The 14,832-nt window shown below is 73.0% G+C and carries 16 protein-coding genes; 10 read left to right on the top strand and 6 right to left on the bottom strand.

Annotated elements, in window-relative coordinates:
* The first annotated feature begins 18 nt into the window (after positions 1–18).
* Positions 19–465: a GNAT family N-acetyltransferase gene (locus P2F65_RS08355; protein ID WP_275805971.1), complete on the top strand. Its 447-nt coding sequence runs from the start codon at positions 19–21 to the stop codon at positions 463–465.
* Between the two features lie 38 nt (positions 466–503).
* On the opposite strand, the gene P2F65_RS08350 is transcribed toward P2F65_RS08355, so the two are convergent.
* Positions 504–947: an Lrp/AsnC family transcriptional regulator gene (locus P2F65_RS08350; protein WP_275805969.1), complete on the bottom strand. Its 444-nt coding sequence runs from the start codon at positions 945–947 to the stop codon at positions 504–506.
* 118 nt (positions 948–1,065) lie between these two features.
* Between P2F65_RS08350 and P2F65_RS08345 the strand changes: the two genes are divergently transcribed.
* Positions 1,066–2,451, top strand: a complete 1,386-nt coding sequence (locus tag P2F65_RS08345; protein WP_275805967.1) for a tryptophanase — start codon at positions 1,066–1,068, stop codon at positions 2,449–2,451.
* Positions 2,452–2,698: 247 nt separating this feature from the next.
* Here the strand turns inward: P2F65_RS08345 and P2F65_RS08340 are convergent, their stop codons facing one another.
* From P2F65_RS08340 to P2F65_RS08330, 3 genes are all read right to left on the bottom strand, one after another.
* Complete coding sequence (locus P2F65_RS08340) at positions 2,699–3,067, bottom strand: peptidase inhibitor family I36 protein (protein WP_275805965.1); 369 nt, start codon at positions 3,065–3,067, stop codon at positions 2,699–2,701.
* A 274-nt stretch (positions 3,068–3,341) separates the two neighbouring features.
* Positions 3,342–3,971, bottom strand: coding sequence for a methylated-DNA--[protein]-cysteine S-methyltransferase (locus P2F65_RS08335; RefSeq protein WP_275805963.1), 630 nt, complete (start codon positions 3,969–3,971; stop codon positions 3,342–3,344).
* Positions 3,968–4,459 carry a sigma-70 family RNA polymerase sigma factor gene (locus P2F65_RS08330; RefSeq protein ID WP_275805962.1) on the bottom strand — a complete coding sequence of 164 codons (492 nt, stop codon included), beginning with the start codon at positions 4,457–4,459 and terminating at the stop codon, positions 3,968–3,970. The genes P2F65_RS08335 and P2F65_RS08330 overlap by 4 nt, the downstream gene beginning before the upstream one ends.
* 253 nt (positions 4,460–4,712) lie before the next feature.
* Here P2F65_RS08330 and P2F65_RS08325 point away from each other — a divergent pair, with 253 nt between their 5' ends.
* The 5 genes from P2F65_RS08325 to P2F65_RS08305 all read left to right on the top strand — a co-directional run bounded on the left by P2F65_RS08325 (position 4,713) and on the right by P2F65_RS08305 (position 9,291).
* A complete protein-coding gene (locus P2F65_RS08325; RefSeq protein ID WP_275805960.1) occupies positions 4,713–5,528 on the top strand; it encodes a glycerophosphodiester phosphodiesterase family protein in 816 nt (271 codons plus the stop codon).
* A gap of 68 nt (positions 5,529–5,596) precedes the next feature.
* Positions 5,597–6,058, top strand: coding sequence for an ATP-binding protein (locus tag P2F65_RS08320; RefSeq protein WP_345803681.1), 462 nt, complete (start codon positions 5,597–5,599; stop codon positions 6,056–6,058).
* A gap of 36 nt (positions 6,059–6,094) precedes the next feature.
* Entirely contained in the window at positions 6,095–6,994 is a 900-nt protein-coding gene (locus tag P2F65_RS08315; RefSeq protein ID WP_275805958.1) for a DUF5926 family protein, read from the top strand.
* 48 nt (positions 6,995–7,042) lie between these two features.
* Positions 7,043–7,777 carry a glycosyltransferase gene (locus P2F65_RS08310; protein WP_275805956.1) on the top strand — a complete coding sequence of 245 codons (735 nt, stop codon included), beginning with the start codon at positions 7,043–7,045 and terminating at the stop codon, positions 7,775–7,777.
* Positions 7,778–7,863: 86 nt separating this feature from the next.
* On the top strand, positions 7,864–9,291 hold the full coding sequence (locus tag P2F65_RS08305) for a glycosyltransferase 87 family protein (RefSeq protein WP_275805954.1): 1,428 nt from the start codon (positions 7,864–7,866) through the stop codon (positions 9,289–9,291).
* On the opposite strand, the gene P2F65_RS08300 is transcribed toward P2F65_RS08305, so the two are convergent.
* The gene (locus tag P2F65_RS08300; protein WP_275805952.1) at positions 9,218–11,410 is read right to left on the bottom strand and encodes a hypothetical protein; all 2,193 of its coding nucleotides are present in this window, start codon (positions 11,408–11,410) and stop codon (positions 9,218–9,220) included. The genes P2F65_RS08305 and P2F65_RS08300 overlap by 74 nt on opposite strands.
* A gap of 42 nt (positions 11,411–11,452) precedes the next feature.
* Between P2F65_RS08300 and P2F65_RS08295 the strand changes: the two genes are divergently transcribed.
* Positions 11,453–12,778, top strand: a complete 1,326-nt coding sequence (locus P2F65_RS08295) for a glycosyltransferase 87 family protein (RefSeq protein ID WP_275805951.1) — start codon at positions 11,453–11,455, stop codon at positions 12,776–12,778.
* On the opposite strand, the gene P2F65_RS08290 is transcribed toward P2F65_RS08295, so the two are convergent.
* On the bottom strand, positions 12,765–13,385 hold the full coding sequence (locus tag P2F65_RS08290; protein ID WP_275805949.1) for a TMEM165/GDT1 family protein: 621 nt from the start codon (positions 13,383–13,385) through the stop codon (positions 12,765–12,767). The genes P2F65_RS08295 and P2F65_RS08290 overlap by 14 nt on opposite strands.
* Positions 13,386–13,428: 43 nt before the next feature.
* Between P2F65_RS08290 and P2F65_RS08285 the strand changes: the two genes are divergently transcribed.
* Complete coding sequence (locus P2F65_RS08285) at positions 13,429–13,857, top strand: DUF4446 family protein (protein ID WP_275805947.1); 429 nt, start codon at positions 13,429–13,431, stop codon at positions 13,855–13,857.
* 6 nt (positions 13,858–13,863) lie between these two features.
* Entirely contained in the window at positions 13,864–14,814 is a 951-nt protein-coding gene (pheA, locus tag P2F65_RS08280) for a prephenate dehydratase (protein WP_275805945.1), read from the top strand.
* The last annotated feature ends 18 nt before the right edge of the window (positions 14,815–14,832 follow it).

Below are 14,832 nucleotides of genomic sequence, written 5' to 3'. Positions count from 1 at the left end.
GCACCTAGGGTCGGGCCCATGAGTGCAGCGGAACAGCCGATCCTCGTCGGTGGGGCCGACCCCGACCTCGAGGCCCAGCTCAGCCGGGAGCTGGACGTCTACAACCTCAGCCGCACCGGTAGCGAGGCGCCACGGGAGCTGACGCTGAAGGTGACCGACGAGCAGGGGGGCCTGGTCGCGGGCCTCAGTGGCTGGACGTGGGGCACCTGCGCCGCGATCGCGATGGTGTGGGTGCGCGAGGACCGGCGCGGCGAGGGTTGGGGCAGCCGGCTGATCGCGACGGCGGAGGAGGAGGCCCGCGAGCGCGGGTGCCAGCGCGTCGCCGTGTCGTCGTTCACCTTCCAGGCGCCTGCGTTCTACCAGCGGCTCGGCTACGTGGAGACCGGCCGCACCGTGGGCCTCCCGCTCGAGGGCTGGGACGACGTGCACATGACCAAGCTGCTGAGACCCCTGCCCACGGACTGAACGACCGGCCCCTCTCGCAGGGCGCGTGTCCCGGCAGCTCAGGCTCGATCGAGGGGCGCGACGGGCTTCCACGGCAGCAGGTCCGAGAGCACCATGCTGCTGCTCGGCCGGCCGTACCGCGCCAGGCGGTCGATGAGCTCCTCGAAGTCGGGCATCGTCGGCACGGCCACCATGAGCACCGAGCACCCCTGGCCCGTCACCCGGTAGAGCTGACGGACCTCCGGCCAGGCCGCCACCTCGGGGTCGCGCAGCAGGCAGGTCGGGCCGTAGCAGTCCATGACGACGACCGCCTGCACCGGCCGTCCAGCCAGGGCCACGTCGACGGCAGCGTGGTAGCCCGTCATCACGCCCGAGTCCTGCAGCCTGCGTACCCGCTCCGCGACGGCCGGCGGCGAGAGCCGCACCCGCCGGGACAGCTCGTTGAAGGAGAGGCGGGCGTCGGCCTGGAGCTCGCCCAGGATGTGCCAGTCGACCCGGTCCACCGCTCACCTTTCGTCAGAAAACTCAGTCCGCAGATCGCAGTATGAACCTGAACCCAGGTGTCTCGTCAGGGTTCCGACGGCCATTCCGCCGCGCCGCATCGTTCGCGATCCTGAAGGCATGGATGAGCCCCGCTTCACGACGATCTTCGAGCCCTTCCGGATCCACTCCGTGGAGCCGCTGCGGATGACGACCCGGGCCGAGCGCCGCGAGCACCTGCGCGCCGCCTCCTGGAACCTGTTCCAGCTCCGGGCCGAGCACGTGCTCGTCGACCTGCTCACCGACTCCGGCACCGGGGCGATGAGCCGCGACCAGTGGGCGGCGCTGCAGCACGGCGACGAGTCGTATGCCGGTTCGCCTTCCTACTACCTGTTCGTGGACGCGGTGCGCGAGCTGTTCCCCTTCCGGCACGTCATCCCTGTCCACCAGGGGCGGGCGGCGGAGAAGATCCTGTTCTCGGCGCTGGGCGGCCCCGGGAAGGTGGTGCCCAACAACACCCACTTCGACACCACGCGGGCCAACGTGGAGGCCACGGGTGCACGAGCGGTCGACCTGGTCATCGCCGAGGGCAGGGACCCCGCCTCGGACCACCCGTTCAAGGGCAACATGGATCTCGCGGCTCTCGAGAAGCTCCTCGCGGCGTCTGCTGGTGACGTGCCGTGTGTCCTCGTGACCATCACCAACAACAGCGGCGGCGGCCAACCCGTCTCGCTGGGGAACCTGCGTGGTGTTCGTGAGCTGTGCGACCGCTACGGGAAGCCGCTGTTCCTCGACGCCTGCCGGTTCGCCGAGAACGCCTGGTTCATCCGGGAGCGCGAGGAGGGGCAGGGCGAGCGTGACGTCGCTGACATCGTGCGGGAGATGGCCTCGCTCGCCGACGGCATGACGATGAGTGCGAAGAAGGACCCGATGGGCAACATCGGCGGCTGGCTCGCGATGAACGACGACGACCTCGCGCAGGAGTGCAGGAACACCCTCATCCTGACCGAGGGCTTCCCGACCTACGGCGGGTTGGCCGGCCGTGACCTCGAGGCCCTCGCCCAAGGGCTGAAGGAGGTCGTGCAGCACGACTACCTCCGCTACCGGATCAGGTCGACCGCCTACCTCGGTGAGGCGCTGCAGAAGCGCGGCATCCCGGTGCTCAGCCCGTTCGGCGGGCACGCCGTCTACCTCGACGCCAGGGCGCTCGCCTCGCACCTCGATCCGCTCGAGTACCCGGGCCAGTCCGTCGCGGTGGCGCTCTACGAGGTCGGCGGCATCCGATCGTGCGAGATCGGCACGGTGATGTTCGGTCGGCAGCCCGACGGCTCGGAGACGCCGGCCGCCATGGACCTGGTCCGCCTGGCGATCCCGCGTCGCACGTACACCCAGAGCCACATCGACTACGTCATCGAGGTCTGCGAGCAGGTGGCGGCCCGGTCCGAGGAACTGCCCGGATACCGCATCGTCGAGGAGCCCAAGGCCCTGCGGCACTTCACCTCACGGTTCGAGCCGATCAGCGGCTGACCACCGCTGACCATCGCTGACCACCGGCTGGCCACGCCACCTGCGCCGTGTGTCCCAGGGTCGGGGTGGCGGTGGAGATCCGGGCCGCCACCACCACCAACGACGTCTTGGACGCCGATGCCGGTTCGGGAGATGGAATCCGCACCAGCCAGAGCCGTGGCAGCCCGCGGCCCACGCTACGAGGAGCACCGCGGGAGCAAGGACATCCCTGCTCCCGCGGACAGCGCGCCGCCGTTGGAAGGGTCTGTCACCAGTCGCGGAGGGAGGAGACGCGGTTGTCCCACGCGTCGCCGAAGTTCTTCCCGCCGACGTACGGGTCCGAGTGTCGGATGCCGCCGCCGGCGTCGTAACCGGCCCAGTCGAAGAAGTCCCAGTGGTGTCCGCTGTTGTTGAAGAAGCTCTCGATGTTGTTGTTCATTCCGGTGGGGCCGTTGCTGTCACCCAGGTTGGCGTCCCCGAGCGAGAAGTACGCCATGGTGCCGGATCCATTCGGTCCGGTGAAGACACACATCTTGAGCTGCGGGCACCGGTCGTACCCCGTGGCCGCCGTAGCGGGAACGGCCGTGGCCGCGGTCAGAGCTGCAGCCAGCGTCGTGGCAGCAAGAACATTCCTCATTCGCATAGGACTTCCTTGTCTTGATCGTGGGTGGAGCGACGAAATCCATGCCGGTGGTCGACATGACCTGGCATCGTGACCGTTTACCCCTGTGTGGTGGAAACAACCAGTGATTGACCCCGAGAGCCTTCGTTCGGGGTCGACTGCTGGCGCCGGTCAGCATGGCATAACCCGGTGGGATTCGGCCGGGCCAGAGAGCGTGCGTTCACGGCGGCGACCGCGCGAACCATCTCGAGCGCCCGATAGCGCGTTCTCGCCAGGACGCTAGACAGGGCTAGCGTCCTGCATCGAAGCTCATCGAGGCGTCCCCGTGGCTCTCCCTCGCCTCGAGGTCCAGGAGGTAGCGCTTGGCGGCCAGCCCACCGGCATACCCGGTCAGGGCGCCGGAGGCGGCCACCACGCGGTGGCACGGGAGGACGACGCAGAGCGGGTTCGCCCCGAGGGCCGCCCCGACCGCGCGCGACGCCGACGGTCGTTCGACCGCCCGGGCCAGCTCGCCGTAGGTGGCCCTGTGCCCGTAGCCGACCGAGGCGGCCAGGCGGGGCAGCACCACGCGCTGGAAGGGGGTGGCCAGGGCCAGGTCGGTGCGCAGCGTGAAGCGGTGGCTGCGGCCGTCGAGGAAGGCCTCGAGCTCGCGGCGCGCCTCGTCGAGCTCTGCGGGCTGGCGCAGCACGCGCGGCGAGAGCGCGCGGCTGAGCCGCTCGAGGACGTGCGCCTCGGCGTCGTCGTCGGCCACGAAGGTGCTGGCCACCAGGGCGCCGTCGGCCTTGCGGGCCAGGAGCATCCGGCCGATCGCGGTGTCCTCCACGACGTAGGAGACGTCGCCGGCCGGCAGGCGCGGCGGGTGCAGCGTGGCGGTGGTGCCGAGGCCGCGCAGGGCCTCTTCGAGGGCGTCGGGGTTCACAGCAGCTCCTTCCTCAGGGCGGCCAGGCCGTCGCTGACCAGCCGCCGGCTCATCGTCGGCGTCGTCTCCAGGGCCTGCGCGATGGCGGTGTGGTCGAGGTCGGCCACGTACTTCAGCACCACCGCCTCCCGCTGCCGTGCCGGCAGGTCGGCCACCCGCTTCCACAGGTCGGTGTCGGGCAGGCTCGCCTCGGGCCCGGGCACCTCGGGCGAGCCGCGGTCGGCCAGGTCGTCCGCGACGTCGCTCGGCACCGCCCGGCGGCCCCGGGAGCGGTGGGCGTCCATGGCGCAGCGGTGGGTGATGGTCAGCAGCCACCCGCGCAGGTTCCGGCTCGACCGGAGTCCGGGGTAGGCGGCCAGCGCCTGCGCCCACGCCTGCTGGGCCACGTCGTCGCCGTCGACCGGGCCCGCGAGCGCGTGCGCGAGGCGGGCGACGTCACGCCAGTGGGCGTCCACGAGCGTCTGGAAGGCGGGCAGCGTCACGCCCATGGAACGGCCCGACCGGCCAGGGTGTGAGTGCCCGGGCACGTCGTCGCACCGGGGAGAGCTTGCCGTATGCCGCACGCGCCCACTCTGCCCCACCGCACCACCGCGTGGAGCCGGGCCTTCCGCCAGGGGTCCCAGGCCAGCGGTGTCTGCCCACGACGATCTGGTGACCCGCCATCGGCCATCCGGTGGAGATCGGGACAAAGTTCGCGAGGAGATGCGGCGGCGGGCGCGCGGTGGTGGCACGATGTCGGCCGTGCCCCACGACGGAGCCACTCGCGGCCGGCCTCTGGTGATCGCCCACAGAGGTTCGAGCAGCGCCGAACCCGAGCACACCCTCTCGGCCTACCTGCGGGCGATCGAGGAGGGGGCCGACGCCCTGGAGTGCGACGTTCGCCTGACCGCCGACTCCCACCTGGTCTGCGTCCACGACCGCCGGGTCAACCGGACCTCGAACGGGCGCGGCATCGTCTCGACGCTGGAGCTCGCCGAGCTCGAGGGCCTGGACTGGGGCTCGTGGAAGGCGCAGCACGCCGGCGACAGCGAGATGCCCGACCACCACCGCAACCGACTGCTCACCCTGCGCCGGCTGCTGAGCGCGGTCACGGCCTCCGAGCGCCCCCTCGGCCTGACGATCGAGACCAAGCACCCGACCCGGTACGCCGGGCTCGTCGAGCGGCAGCTCGCCAGGATGCTGGCCGAGTTCGGGCTCGACACGCCTCGTCAGCCGGGGGACCACTGGGTGCGGATGATGTCGTTCTCACAGCTCGCCGTGCAGCGGATGCGCCAGCTGTGCCCGCACGTCCCCACGGTCTACCTCATGCACGAGGTGGTGCCCCTGCGCTTCCGCGACGGGTCCCTCCCCCGGGGCATCCACACGGCGGGGCTGGACATCAAGATCGTGCGCCGGTGGCCGCAGACGGTCGAGCGCCAGCACGCCCGGGGCCACGAGGTCTACGTGTGGACCGTGGACGAGCCCGAGGACGTGCGGCTCTGCCTGGAACTCGGTGTCGACGCAATTATCAGCAATCGTCCCAATCTGGTGGTCGACGCCCTGCAGACCACTCGGTAGGCTCGTGCCCAGAACCGCACGGCGCTAGGGGGTACGAGGTGACCAACCAGGGGAGGACCGCTTCGTCGGTGACCTCTGCTCCGGCGCCGGCGGCTCTCGCCTCGCAGCCCGGCGCCTCCGGGGACGTCTCCCGCACCATCCGGGTCCCGTGGAGCGCCTCGTCGGTCTCCCTCGTGCGACGCACGGTCGTCGACGACCTGCGCGAGCGCGGCATCGCCGCCGTCACGATCGACGAGTCCGAGATCGTCGTCTCCGAGCTGGTCTCCAACGCGATCCGCCACGCCCGCCCGCTGGGCGACGGCAGCCTGCGGGTCCACTGGAAGGTCAAGGCCGGGGTCGTCGAGGTCGAGGTGACGGACGGGGGCGGAGACACCGTGCCCCACCCGGCACCGCGCACCGTGTGGGCGCCCTCCGGCCGCGGCCTGCGCATCGTGCGCAGCCTCGCGCACGAGTGGGGTGTCGCGCAGGACCGCTACGGCAGCACCGTGTGGGCCTCTCTCGGCGGCCCGTCGCGCCGCCGCAGCCGTTGACCGGCGCCACGTCACGCGCCCACTAGGGTTTGCCCCATGGGTAAGGCATCTCGCCGCCGCAAGCACGGCGTCACCGCAGACCAGTCCAGCCGCAAGACCCGGGTCGAGCCGGCGCCGTTCGTGGCACGCCCGTTCGCGGGCCTGCCGAACGAGACCGACTGGGTTGCCATGCGCGAGATCCTGCCCGCCGCCACCGCGACCGTCCGCTTCGCCGAGGGCAAGGCACCCGAGGGTGCTCCCGCCGAGGCGACCGTCGCGACCGTGCTGCCGCTGGCCTGGCCCGGCCTGCACCGCGCCGACGGCACCGTGTTCATCGGCACCCAGTCGGGCTCGGCCTCCGGCGACGCCTCCCGCGACCTCGCCGCATCGCTGCTGGCGGCGGCCGGCGCCGAGCAGGGCACCCCGGTCACGGCCGTCCCACAGGCCACCGCCGAGACGCCGCGCCTGCAGGACCTGCTCGACGCGGAGACCGACTTCGACGTGACCGTGCACGAGGGCTTCGAGTTCTGGGTCGGCGACAGTGAGCTCGACGCCGAGGGCCAGGCCTCGCTGGAGCGGGCCAACGAGTCGATCGTGCCGACGACGCGGATGTCGTCGGCGCCCTCGGCCTACTGGGTGCGCATCGGGGAGCGCACCCACATCCGGCTCGTGCTGCCGGAGGACGAGGACGTCGCCACCGACGCCCTGGCCCGCCTGCACGCGGCCGGTGAGAGCGGCCTCGGCGAGGGGACCCGCCTGCTCGGTGCCTTCCGCGCCTGCGGCCTGCTCGTGCCGGTCTGGGACCTCGACCCCGAGAAGGAGGCCGCCGACTACGAGGACGAGCTCGCCGCCTTCGCCGGCCGGTATGCCGCGGCCGTGGGTTCGAAGGACTCCCTCACCGCCGAGGAGCGCCGGGCCCGCTCGGGGCTGCTCAGCCGGCAGGTGACGCTGCGCTGACGGCGCGTCGCGCCGCCGGTCGAGCCCGCGTCCCGAGAGGCTGAGGACATGAGCGTCACTCCCGTCGCCGCCGTCATCCCCGCCAAGGACGAGGCCGCCCGGATCGCCGCCACCGTCCGTGCCGTCCGCGGCATCGAGGGTGTCGACCTCGTGGTGGTCGTCGACGACGGCAGCTCGGACGACACCGCCGCGCTCGCCCGCGAGGCAGGGGCCGAGGTCGTGCGCCACGCCCGCAACCGCGGCAAGGCGGCGGCGATGACCACCGGGGCGGGCCACGTCACCCGGTGCGAGGAGCGGGAGGGCCTGGTGGGCGACCCCGGTGCCCGTCGGCCGCTGCTCTTCGTCGACGGCGACCTCGAGGCCTCGGCCGCCAACCTCGGCGTGCTGGTGCCGCCGGTCACCGAGGGACGGGCGGACATGACCATCGCCACGCTGCCCCCACAGAAGTCGCCCGGGGGTGGCCGTGGCTTCGTGGTGCGCCTGGCCCGGGGCGGCATCGAGCACCTCACCGGGTTCCGGGCGGTGCAGCCACTCTCGGGCATGCGGTGCCTCTCGCGGGAGGCCTTCGACGCTGCCAGCCCGCTGGCCCGGGGCTGGGGGGTGGAGGTCGGCCTGACCGTCGACGTGCTCCTGGCCGGGATGCGCGTGCTCGAGGTGCCCTGCGAGCTGCAGCACCGCGTGAGCGGCTCCGACTGGCGTGGCCAGCTGCACCGCGCCCGGCAGTACCGCGACGTCGCCCTGGCCCTGGCCCTGCGCAGGCTCCGCCGTCGCGTCGGACGCTGATGGAGACAGCCGGGGCTCCCACCCCACCCGGGTCGAGGTACACACGCCGACGAAGCTCGGGCGGTAACACCTCGAACGCGGCGACGGTGACCGGGCGGGTCGCGCTCGTAACATCGTTCGCCCTCCTCCTCGCGGTGGGACTCTTCGGCCCCAGCGCCGCCAAACCACCTCTCGGGCCGCGCGGCTGGGCGCCCGGTGAGCTGGCCTGGGCGCCGTCCTCGGCCGTGGTCACCGCCCTGCTGTGGGCGGCATACCTGCTCGGCGCCGCGGGCGTCGCGCTCTCGCTGTGGCGCCCGCCCGCTCGGGCCCGGTCGTGGCGCTGGCCCCTCGTGCTGGCCGCCGGCGCCCTGCTGACCGGGCCGTTCGGCTCGGCGGACCACACCAACTACGCGGCCTACGGGCGGATCGCGGCGCAGGGCGGCGACCCCTACCTCGTGCCGCCGGAGGCGTGGGCCGGTGGCGCCGACCCGGTCACCAGCGCGGTCGAGCCACCGTGGACGGAGACGGTCAGCGTCTACGGTCCCTTCGCGACCCTGCTGCAGCTCCTGACCTCGCTCGTCGGTGGCGAGAGCATGCGCCAGACCGTGTGGATCTGGCAGGTCGTCACCGTCGCCGCGTGGCTCGCCGTGCGCTGGTTGCTGCTCCGTGCGGCAGTCGACCCCCGCCGAGCCGACACCCTGTGGACCGCCAACCCGCTCGTCTTCGGCGTGGGGGTGCTCGGGGCGCACCTGGACGTCGTCGCCGCGGCCCTGGCCCTGGCCGCGCTGGTGACGGCGGCCCGCAGCCCATGGGCGGCAGGCGTCCTCAGCGGCCTCGCCGTGAGCACGAAGATCACCTACGGCGTCGTCGGCCTGGCCGTGGTGCTCGCCTGGGTGCAGCACCAGCGCGACGGGCTCGTGCGGCGGGTGGCCGCATATGCCGTGGCCGCCCTCGCCGTGGCCCTGCCCCTGCATGTCTGGGCTGGCCCGCACGTCTTCGACCAGCTCGGGCGGGCTCGCCGCTCGGTGTCGCTGGCCACGCCCTGGCGGCTCCTCGTCGAGCTCCTCACGGGTCCACTTCCGTCGTCGACCGTGCGCAGCCTGGTCTTCGCGCTGGCCACGGTGCTCTTCGCCGCGTTCGTGCTGCTGCTGTGGCGGCTCACCCTCGACGCGGCTCCGGCGACGGTGACCGGGGCGGGGGCCCGCTGGGCGTTCGTGCTCTCCACCGCCTACGCGCTGAGCGCGCCGTACTCGCTGCCCTGGTACGACCAGCTGACGTGGGCGACCCTGCCGGTGCTCGCGGCGGGGGTGCTCGACTACGTGCTGCTGGCCCGCTTGGCCGTCATGGCGGTCGCCTACGTCCCGGGCCGTGTGGTGGCCATGACCCCCACGGTCGAGGACGTGACCCTCACCGTGCGTCGGCGGGTGGCGCCGTATGCCGCACTGGGGCTGTGGGTGGCCCTCACCGTCGCCTGGCGGCGCGCGTCGCGCCGGTCATCCGAGCCTCGTCCAGCAGCGTCCCCACCGCCACGGTGATGATCAGCGGCACGGCGATCAGCGCCCCGTTGGCGGGGATCGCGACGCCGGAGTCGTTGATGAGGAACCCGATGGTCAGCGTGACGAGCAGGGCGATCAGGCCCGGCCGCAGGGTGGGCGCGCTGTCGAAGGACCGCTGCAGGGCCCGCGAGCCCCACGAGGTCGGCCGCGCCAGCACGTAGATGACGAACACCAGGGCGACCGGCACGAGCAGGGCCAGCTTGTAGTTGCCGAAGAGGATCGACAGGTTCTGCTGGCCCTTCCTCACGATGATGTCGAGGGCGCCGCCGCTGATGATCGAGTCGAAGAAGCGTCCGAGGTGCGACTGGCTGTCCGGCGCGCGCAGGCTGTCGAGGAAGGCGACGAGCAGGAACAGCCCGGCGGTGACGCCGCCGATGATCGCCCCGCGCCGCCAGGTCATGCGCACTCCGAGGATCGCCAGCACGAGGTAGGTGAGTCCGGGCAGCAGTGCAGGCGGTCCTCCGCCGTCGGCCCCCCAGAACGGCGCACCGTCGACGAACACCGCACCGAGCCCCACGGCCGCCACGACGACGGCTGCCAGCACCGGCTGGCCCCTCCGGACGAAGCGGTCGGAGACGGCGCTGCACAGCAGGATCGTCGCGGTGCCGAAGAGGGCGAAGGTCGTGTTGCCCATGCCGTAGTAGCGCCCGCCCACGACCGGCTGCAGGCCCATGAGCGACGACAGCTGCAGGCGCGACCCCGTCATGACGTCGAGGGCGAGCACGACCATGGTGGCGGCCGACACCGCGGCCATCGGCCCCAGCAGCGAGCGGCCCCACGGCCCGAGCAGGGCGATGGTCGAGATCGCCGTGACGAAGAGGGCGACGCTCGCCACCACGGCCAGCATCGGCACCGGGAAGCGCCACCACGGGAGCAGGTTGGCCAGGAACGTCGCGGCCGGCACCGCTGCCGCCGCCACGCCGACCACGCGCACGGTGCGCAGCAGCCGCGTGCGGGTCTCGGCCGAGCCGAAGTCGCGCTTCCAGACCACCAGCACCAGGGCGTAGATCGCGAGCTGGCTGTAGACGACCGCGTTGAAGAACGGCGGCACGAGCGAGTGGACCTCGTGCGAGGCCTGGTCGTAGTCGACGAGGGCGCGCAGCCGCTCCTGCGCGAGGCTCTCGGCGTTGCTGTCGGCAGGCACCCGGTGCAGCGGCTTGCCGCCGAGCTCGCGGGGAACCTCGACGCCGGCTGCCGAGATCAGCGAGACCGTCAGGTCCGCGGCCTGCACGAGACCGGTCTGGCGGGTGGAGGCCGACTTCAGCGTCCCGCTGCCGTAGTGCGGCCCCTTGGCGGCCACCAGGCGGAGCCGCTCCTGGGCGCCGGCGTCCGAGAGGCTGGCCACGACGATGTCGGCCCCGCCGGGGGCCGCCTCGAGCACCTGCTGGATGCGGGCGTCGACGGCCCTGACCTGCTCGGCCCGGCTGGTGGCCGGCGCCTTCTCGCCCTCGGCCACCTCCTCCGGGTCACGGACGGAGCCCACGTCGACAAGCGTGACCGGGCAGCTCGCGAGGGCGCCGGTCAACACCTCCGGCGCGAACGCGGCATACCGGGGGACCGCGCCACTGGTGAGCGCCGCCCCCACGCCGCCACCGGGGCCGACCGCCTGGACGCACGTGCCGTTGCTGGCCAGGTGCTCGCCGAGCAGGCCCGGTCGCGAGTCGAACTTCTTGGCGGCGGCCGCACGCACGTAGTCGTTCCAGCCGGGGACGAAGCCGCTCTCGACGGCCGGGATGGGCGGGCACGGGTCGGTCTTGCTGCGCTCGGGCGAGCCGCCCGGACCCGGAGCGGCGGCGCGCTGTCCTGCGGACAGCGACAGCCAGCCGTCGACCGGGCAGGTGTTGGTGTTGACCGAGCGCACCGACAGGGCCGCGCTCGAGCCGTCGCGCAGGAACGACCACAGCGCCGGGGTCTGCTCCGGCGAGACGTCGGTCCAGGTGATGCCGCCGGTGCCGATGAGGACGACCGGGCTGGCGTCCGCCGCCGCGGCCGGGACCTGCGCCGACGCGACCCGGCCGACCGGTGCCGCCGACGCCGGCGCGGCCACACCGAGGAGGACGAGGAGGCCGGCGAGCAGGAGGAGGGCACGGCGGATCACGGGGTACAGGCTACGACCACGGCCACACGCAACAATGGGCGCGTGACCCCCGTCCCCCGCAGCCTTGCCCCCGCCTGGCGTGCCGTGTGCCGCTGGCCCGCCGGCGGTCGCTGGGGACTCGCCGCCGCGCTCGTGCTGCTCGCCGCGCTGCCGGTGGTCCTGCGCTACCTCGTCTTCTGGCCCATCGACCAGTGGCAGGTCGACGTCGAGGTCTACCGCGAGGCCGGGGTGTCGGTGCTCACCGGGCGACCGGTCTACTCGGCGATGACCGAGGCCCCCCAGCTGCTGCCGTTCACCTACCCGCCGTTCGCCGCCGTCATCGCCATCCCCCTGGCCTTCCTGCCCTTCGGCGCCGTCGGCTGGCTGTGGACCGCCGCCCAGGTCGCGGCCACCGCCGCGATCGTCTGGTATGCCGGCTGGCGCCTGATCCACCGCACCGGCACCGGGGTGCCGATCGCCCTGGCCCTGCTGGCGGCGCCGATGCTGTGGCTGCACCCTGTGGCCGACGGCATCCGGTTCGGCCAGGTCAACGCCTTCATGGTGCTGGCCTGCCTCATGGACCTGCGCCGCCCGCGGCCCGGCGTGCTGCGCCGCGTGCCACCGGGCGTGCTCGTCGGGCTCGCCATGTCGATCAAGCTGACCCCGGGTGTCTTCGTCGTGCACTACCTGGTCAACCGCCGCTGGCGCGAAGCCGCCACCGCCGTCGGAACCGCCGTGGCCGTCACCCTGGGCACCTGGGTGGTGCTGCCCGAGGCGTCGTTCGCCTTCTGGGGCGGCGCACTCCAGGACCCCAACCGGCTCGGGCCCAACATGGGTACGTCCAACCAGAGCCTGCGCGGGTTCCTGCTGCGGGTCGGCCCCGACGGCACCGCCGGCACCGTGCTCTGGCTGGCCTGCGTGGCTGTCGTCGGGGTCATCGGCTTCCACCTCGCCCGCCGCGCCTGGCTCGCCGGCGACTCGATCAGCGAGGTCGCCATCGTGGGGCTGATGGCTGTGCTGCTCTCACCGGTGGCGTGGATCCACCACCTCCACTGGATGGTCGTCGTCATCTTCGCCGTGCTCGGGTCCGACCCGCTGCGCGACCGCAGGCGGCTGCTGGCTGCGGCGGTGCTGACCGGCTGGTTCCTCTGTCGGATGCCGTGGTGGGGCATCAGCTGGCTCAACCAGCCGACCTGGCCGGAGCTCCCCGGCCGCGTCCTGCAGAACGCCGACACCTTCGGGTCCCTGCTGGCCCTCGCCCTGGTCGGCTGGTCGCTCAGCCGCACCATCCCGCTGCGCGCGCACGGCCACCCGCACCACCCCCACCGCGACGACCGCGGCCACCGCGGCCACGGGCGGCCGGACGCGGTGCCGGTCAGCCGCCGATGACGCCGAGGACCTCGAGGATGCTGACTGCGGCGATGACGAGGCAGACGGCGCCGCCGATGCGCCGGATGGTCGACAGGTGCACCTTGGCCAGCAGCGCCCGGCCGAGCAGGGCGGCCAGTGCCGAGACGGCGGCCAGCGCGCCGAAGGCGCCGACGAAGACCGACAGCGGGTCCTCGTAGCGCAGCACCATCGACGCGGTGAAGAGCTGCGACAGGTCGCCCCACTCGGCGAGGAACAGCACGACGAAGCTGGTGGCCACGGCCTTGAGCCCGGTCGCCGTGGCGGCGCCCTTGTGGGAGAACTCCTCCTCGGTCTCGGCCTCCTCCTCGTCGGCCCTGCCCGCCCCTCGGAGCAGGAGGATGCCGCCGACGAGGAACATCAGCGCCGCGACGACCTGCACGGGTGTGCGCGGCAGCTGCGCGAGCAGGCCGCCCACGAGGACCGCGACCAGGGTCTGGAGGAGGAACGCCGCCGTGACGCCGAGCCACACCAGCAGCGGCCGGAACCGGGTGGAGAGCACCAGGGTGGCGATGAAGGTCTTGTCGGGCAGCTCGACGACGAAGATGGTGCCGAAGACGATCGCTGCCACTGCGAGGTCGAGTTCCATGGCGCCGCGACCCTATCGAGCGCTCGTTGCATAGGCTGCACGCGTGCACCTGTCGGACACCGCCACGACCCTGCTGGGACTCGCTGCAGGTGTGCTGGGGGTGTTCCTCGTGGCCGGGCTCGCCCTGGCGCTGCGCCGCACCAGCCGGCTGGGCGAGGAGGTGCGCCGGCTGAGCCACGCCCGTCCCGTGGGCGCCGGCGACCTCGCGGCGCTGCGCTCGGACCTCGAGCAGGCGCTGCGCCACGTCGCCGTCGTGCGCTACGACGCGTTCGGCGACATGGGCGGCCGGCTGTCCTTCAGCGCCGCGGTGGTCGACGACCACGGCGACGGCCTCGTCTTCAGCTCGATCCACGCCCGGGGCGAGTCGCGCACCTATGCCAAGGGCGTGGTCGGCGGTGGCAGCGACGCCACCTTGACCCCCGAGGAGCAGCAGGCGCTGGCCGCTGCCCGCACCGGCTCCCGAAAGGCCTGACCGTCCGTGCCGCCTGCTGAGACGCCCACCCGCTACGGCTACCTCGGGCCCGAGGGCACCTTCACCCAGATGGCGCTGCACGCCTGGGCACCCGCCGGGGGCGCGCGACACCTGCCCTTCGGGTCGGTCGACGCGGCCCTGGGCGCCCTGCGCAGCGCCGAGATCGACGCCGCGATGGTGCCCATCGAGAACTCGGTCGAGGGCGGGGTCAGCGCGACCCTCGACGCGCTGGCCAGCGGTGAGCCGCTCGTGGTGATCGGTGAGGTGCTCGTCCCCATCACCTTCGTCCTCGCGACCCGACCCGGTGTGCCGCTCGCGGACGTCCGCGGCGTCGGCACCCACAGCCACGCCTGGGCCCAGGTGCGCGGCTGGATGGCGGCCCACCTCCCCGACGCGGCGTACGTGCCGACCCTGTCCACGGCGGCGGCCGCCGCCGGGCTGCGCGCCGGGGAGTCCCCGGCATACGAGGCCGCCGTCTGTGCGCCGGTCGCGGCGGCCAACCACGGGCTCGAGGTGCTCGCCGAGGACATCGGCGACACGGCCTCGGCGGTCACCCGGTTCGTGCTCGTCGCCAGGCCGGGGCGGCTGCCCGACCGCACCGGGGCCGACAAGACGACCCTCGTGCTCTACCAGCGCGACGACCACCCGGGCGGCCTGCTCGAGCTGCTCGAGCAGTTCGCCGTGCGCGGCATCAACATGTCGCGCCTGGAGTCGCGGCCGACGAAGGAGTCGATGGGGCGCTACTGCTTCTCGATCGACATCGAGGGCCACGTCCTCGACGAGCGGGTCGGCGAGGCGCTGATGGGGCTCAAGCGCGTGTGCGCCGAGGTGCGGTTCCTGGGGTCCTACCCGCGGGCCGACGGCGCCGCGGTGCAGGTCTCGGAGGCGACGCGGGACGAGGCGTTCACCGACGCCCGCACCTGGCTGCGCAGCCTGCGCGGCTCACCCCCCGGCTGACGCGAGCGGAAGGGCACC

The sequence above is a fragment of the Knoellia sp. p5-6-4 genome (assembly GCF_029222705.1).
Taxonomy (GTDB): Bacteria; Actinomycetota; Actinomycetes; order Actinomycetales; family Dermatophilaceae; genus Pedococcus_A.
This window is presented reverse-complemented; position numbering and strand designations above follow the sequence as displayed.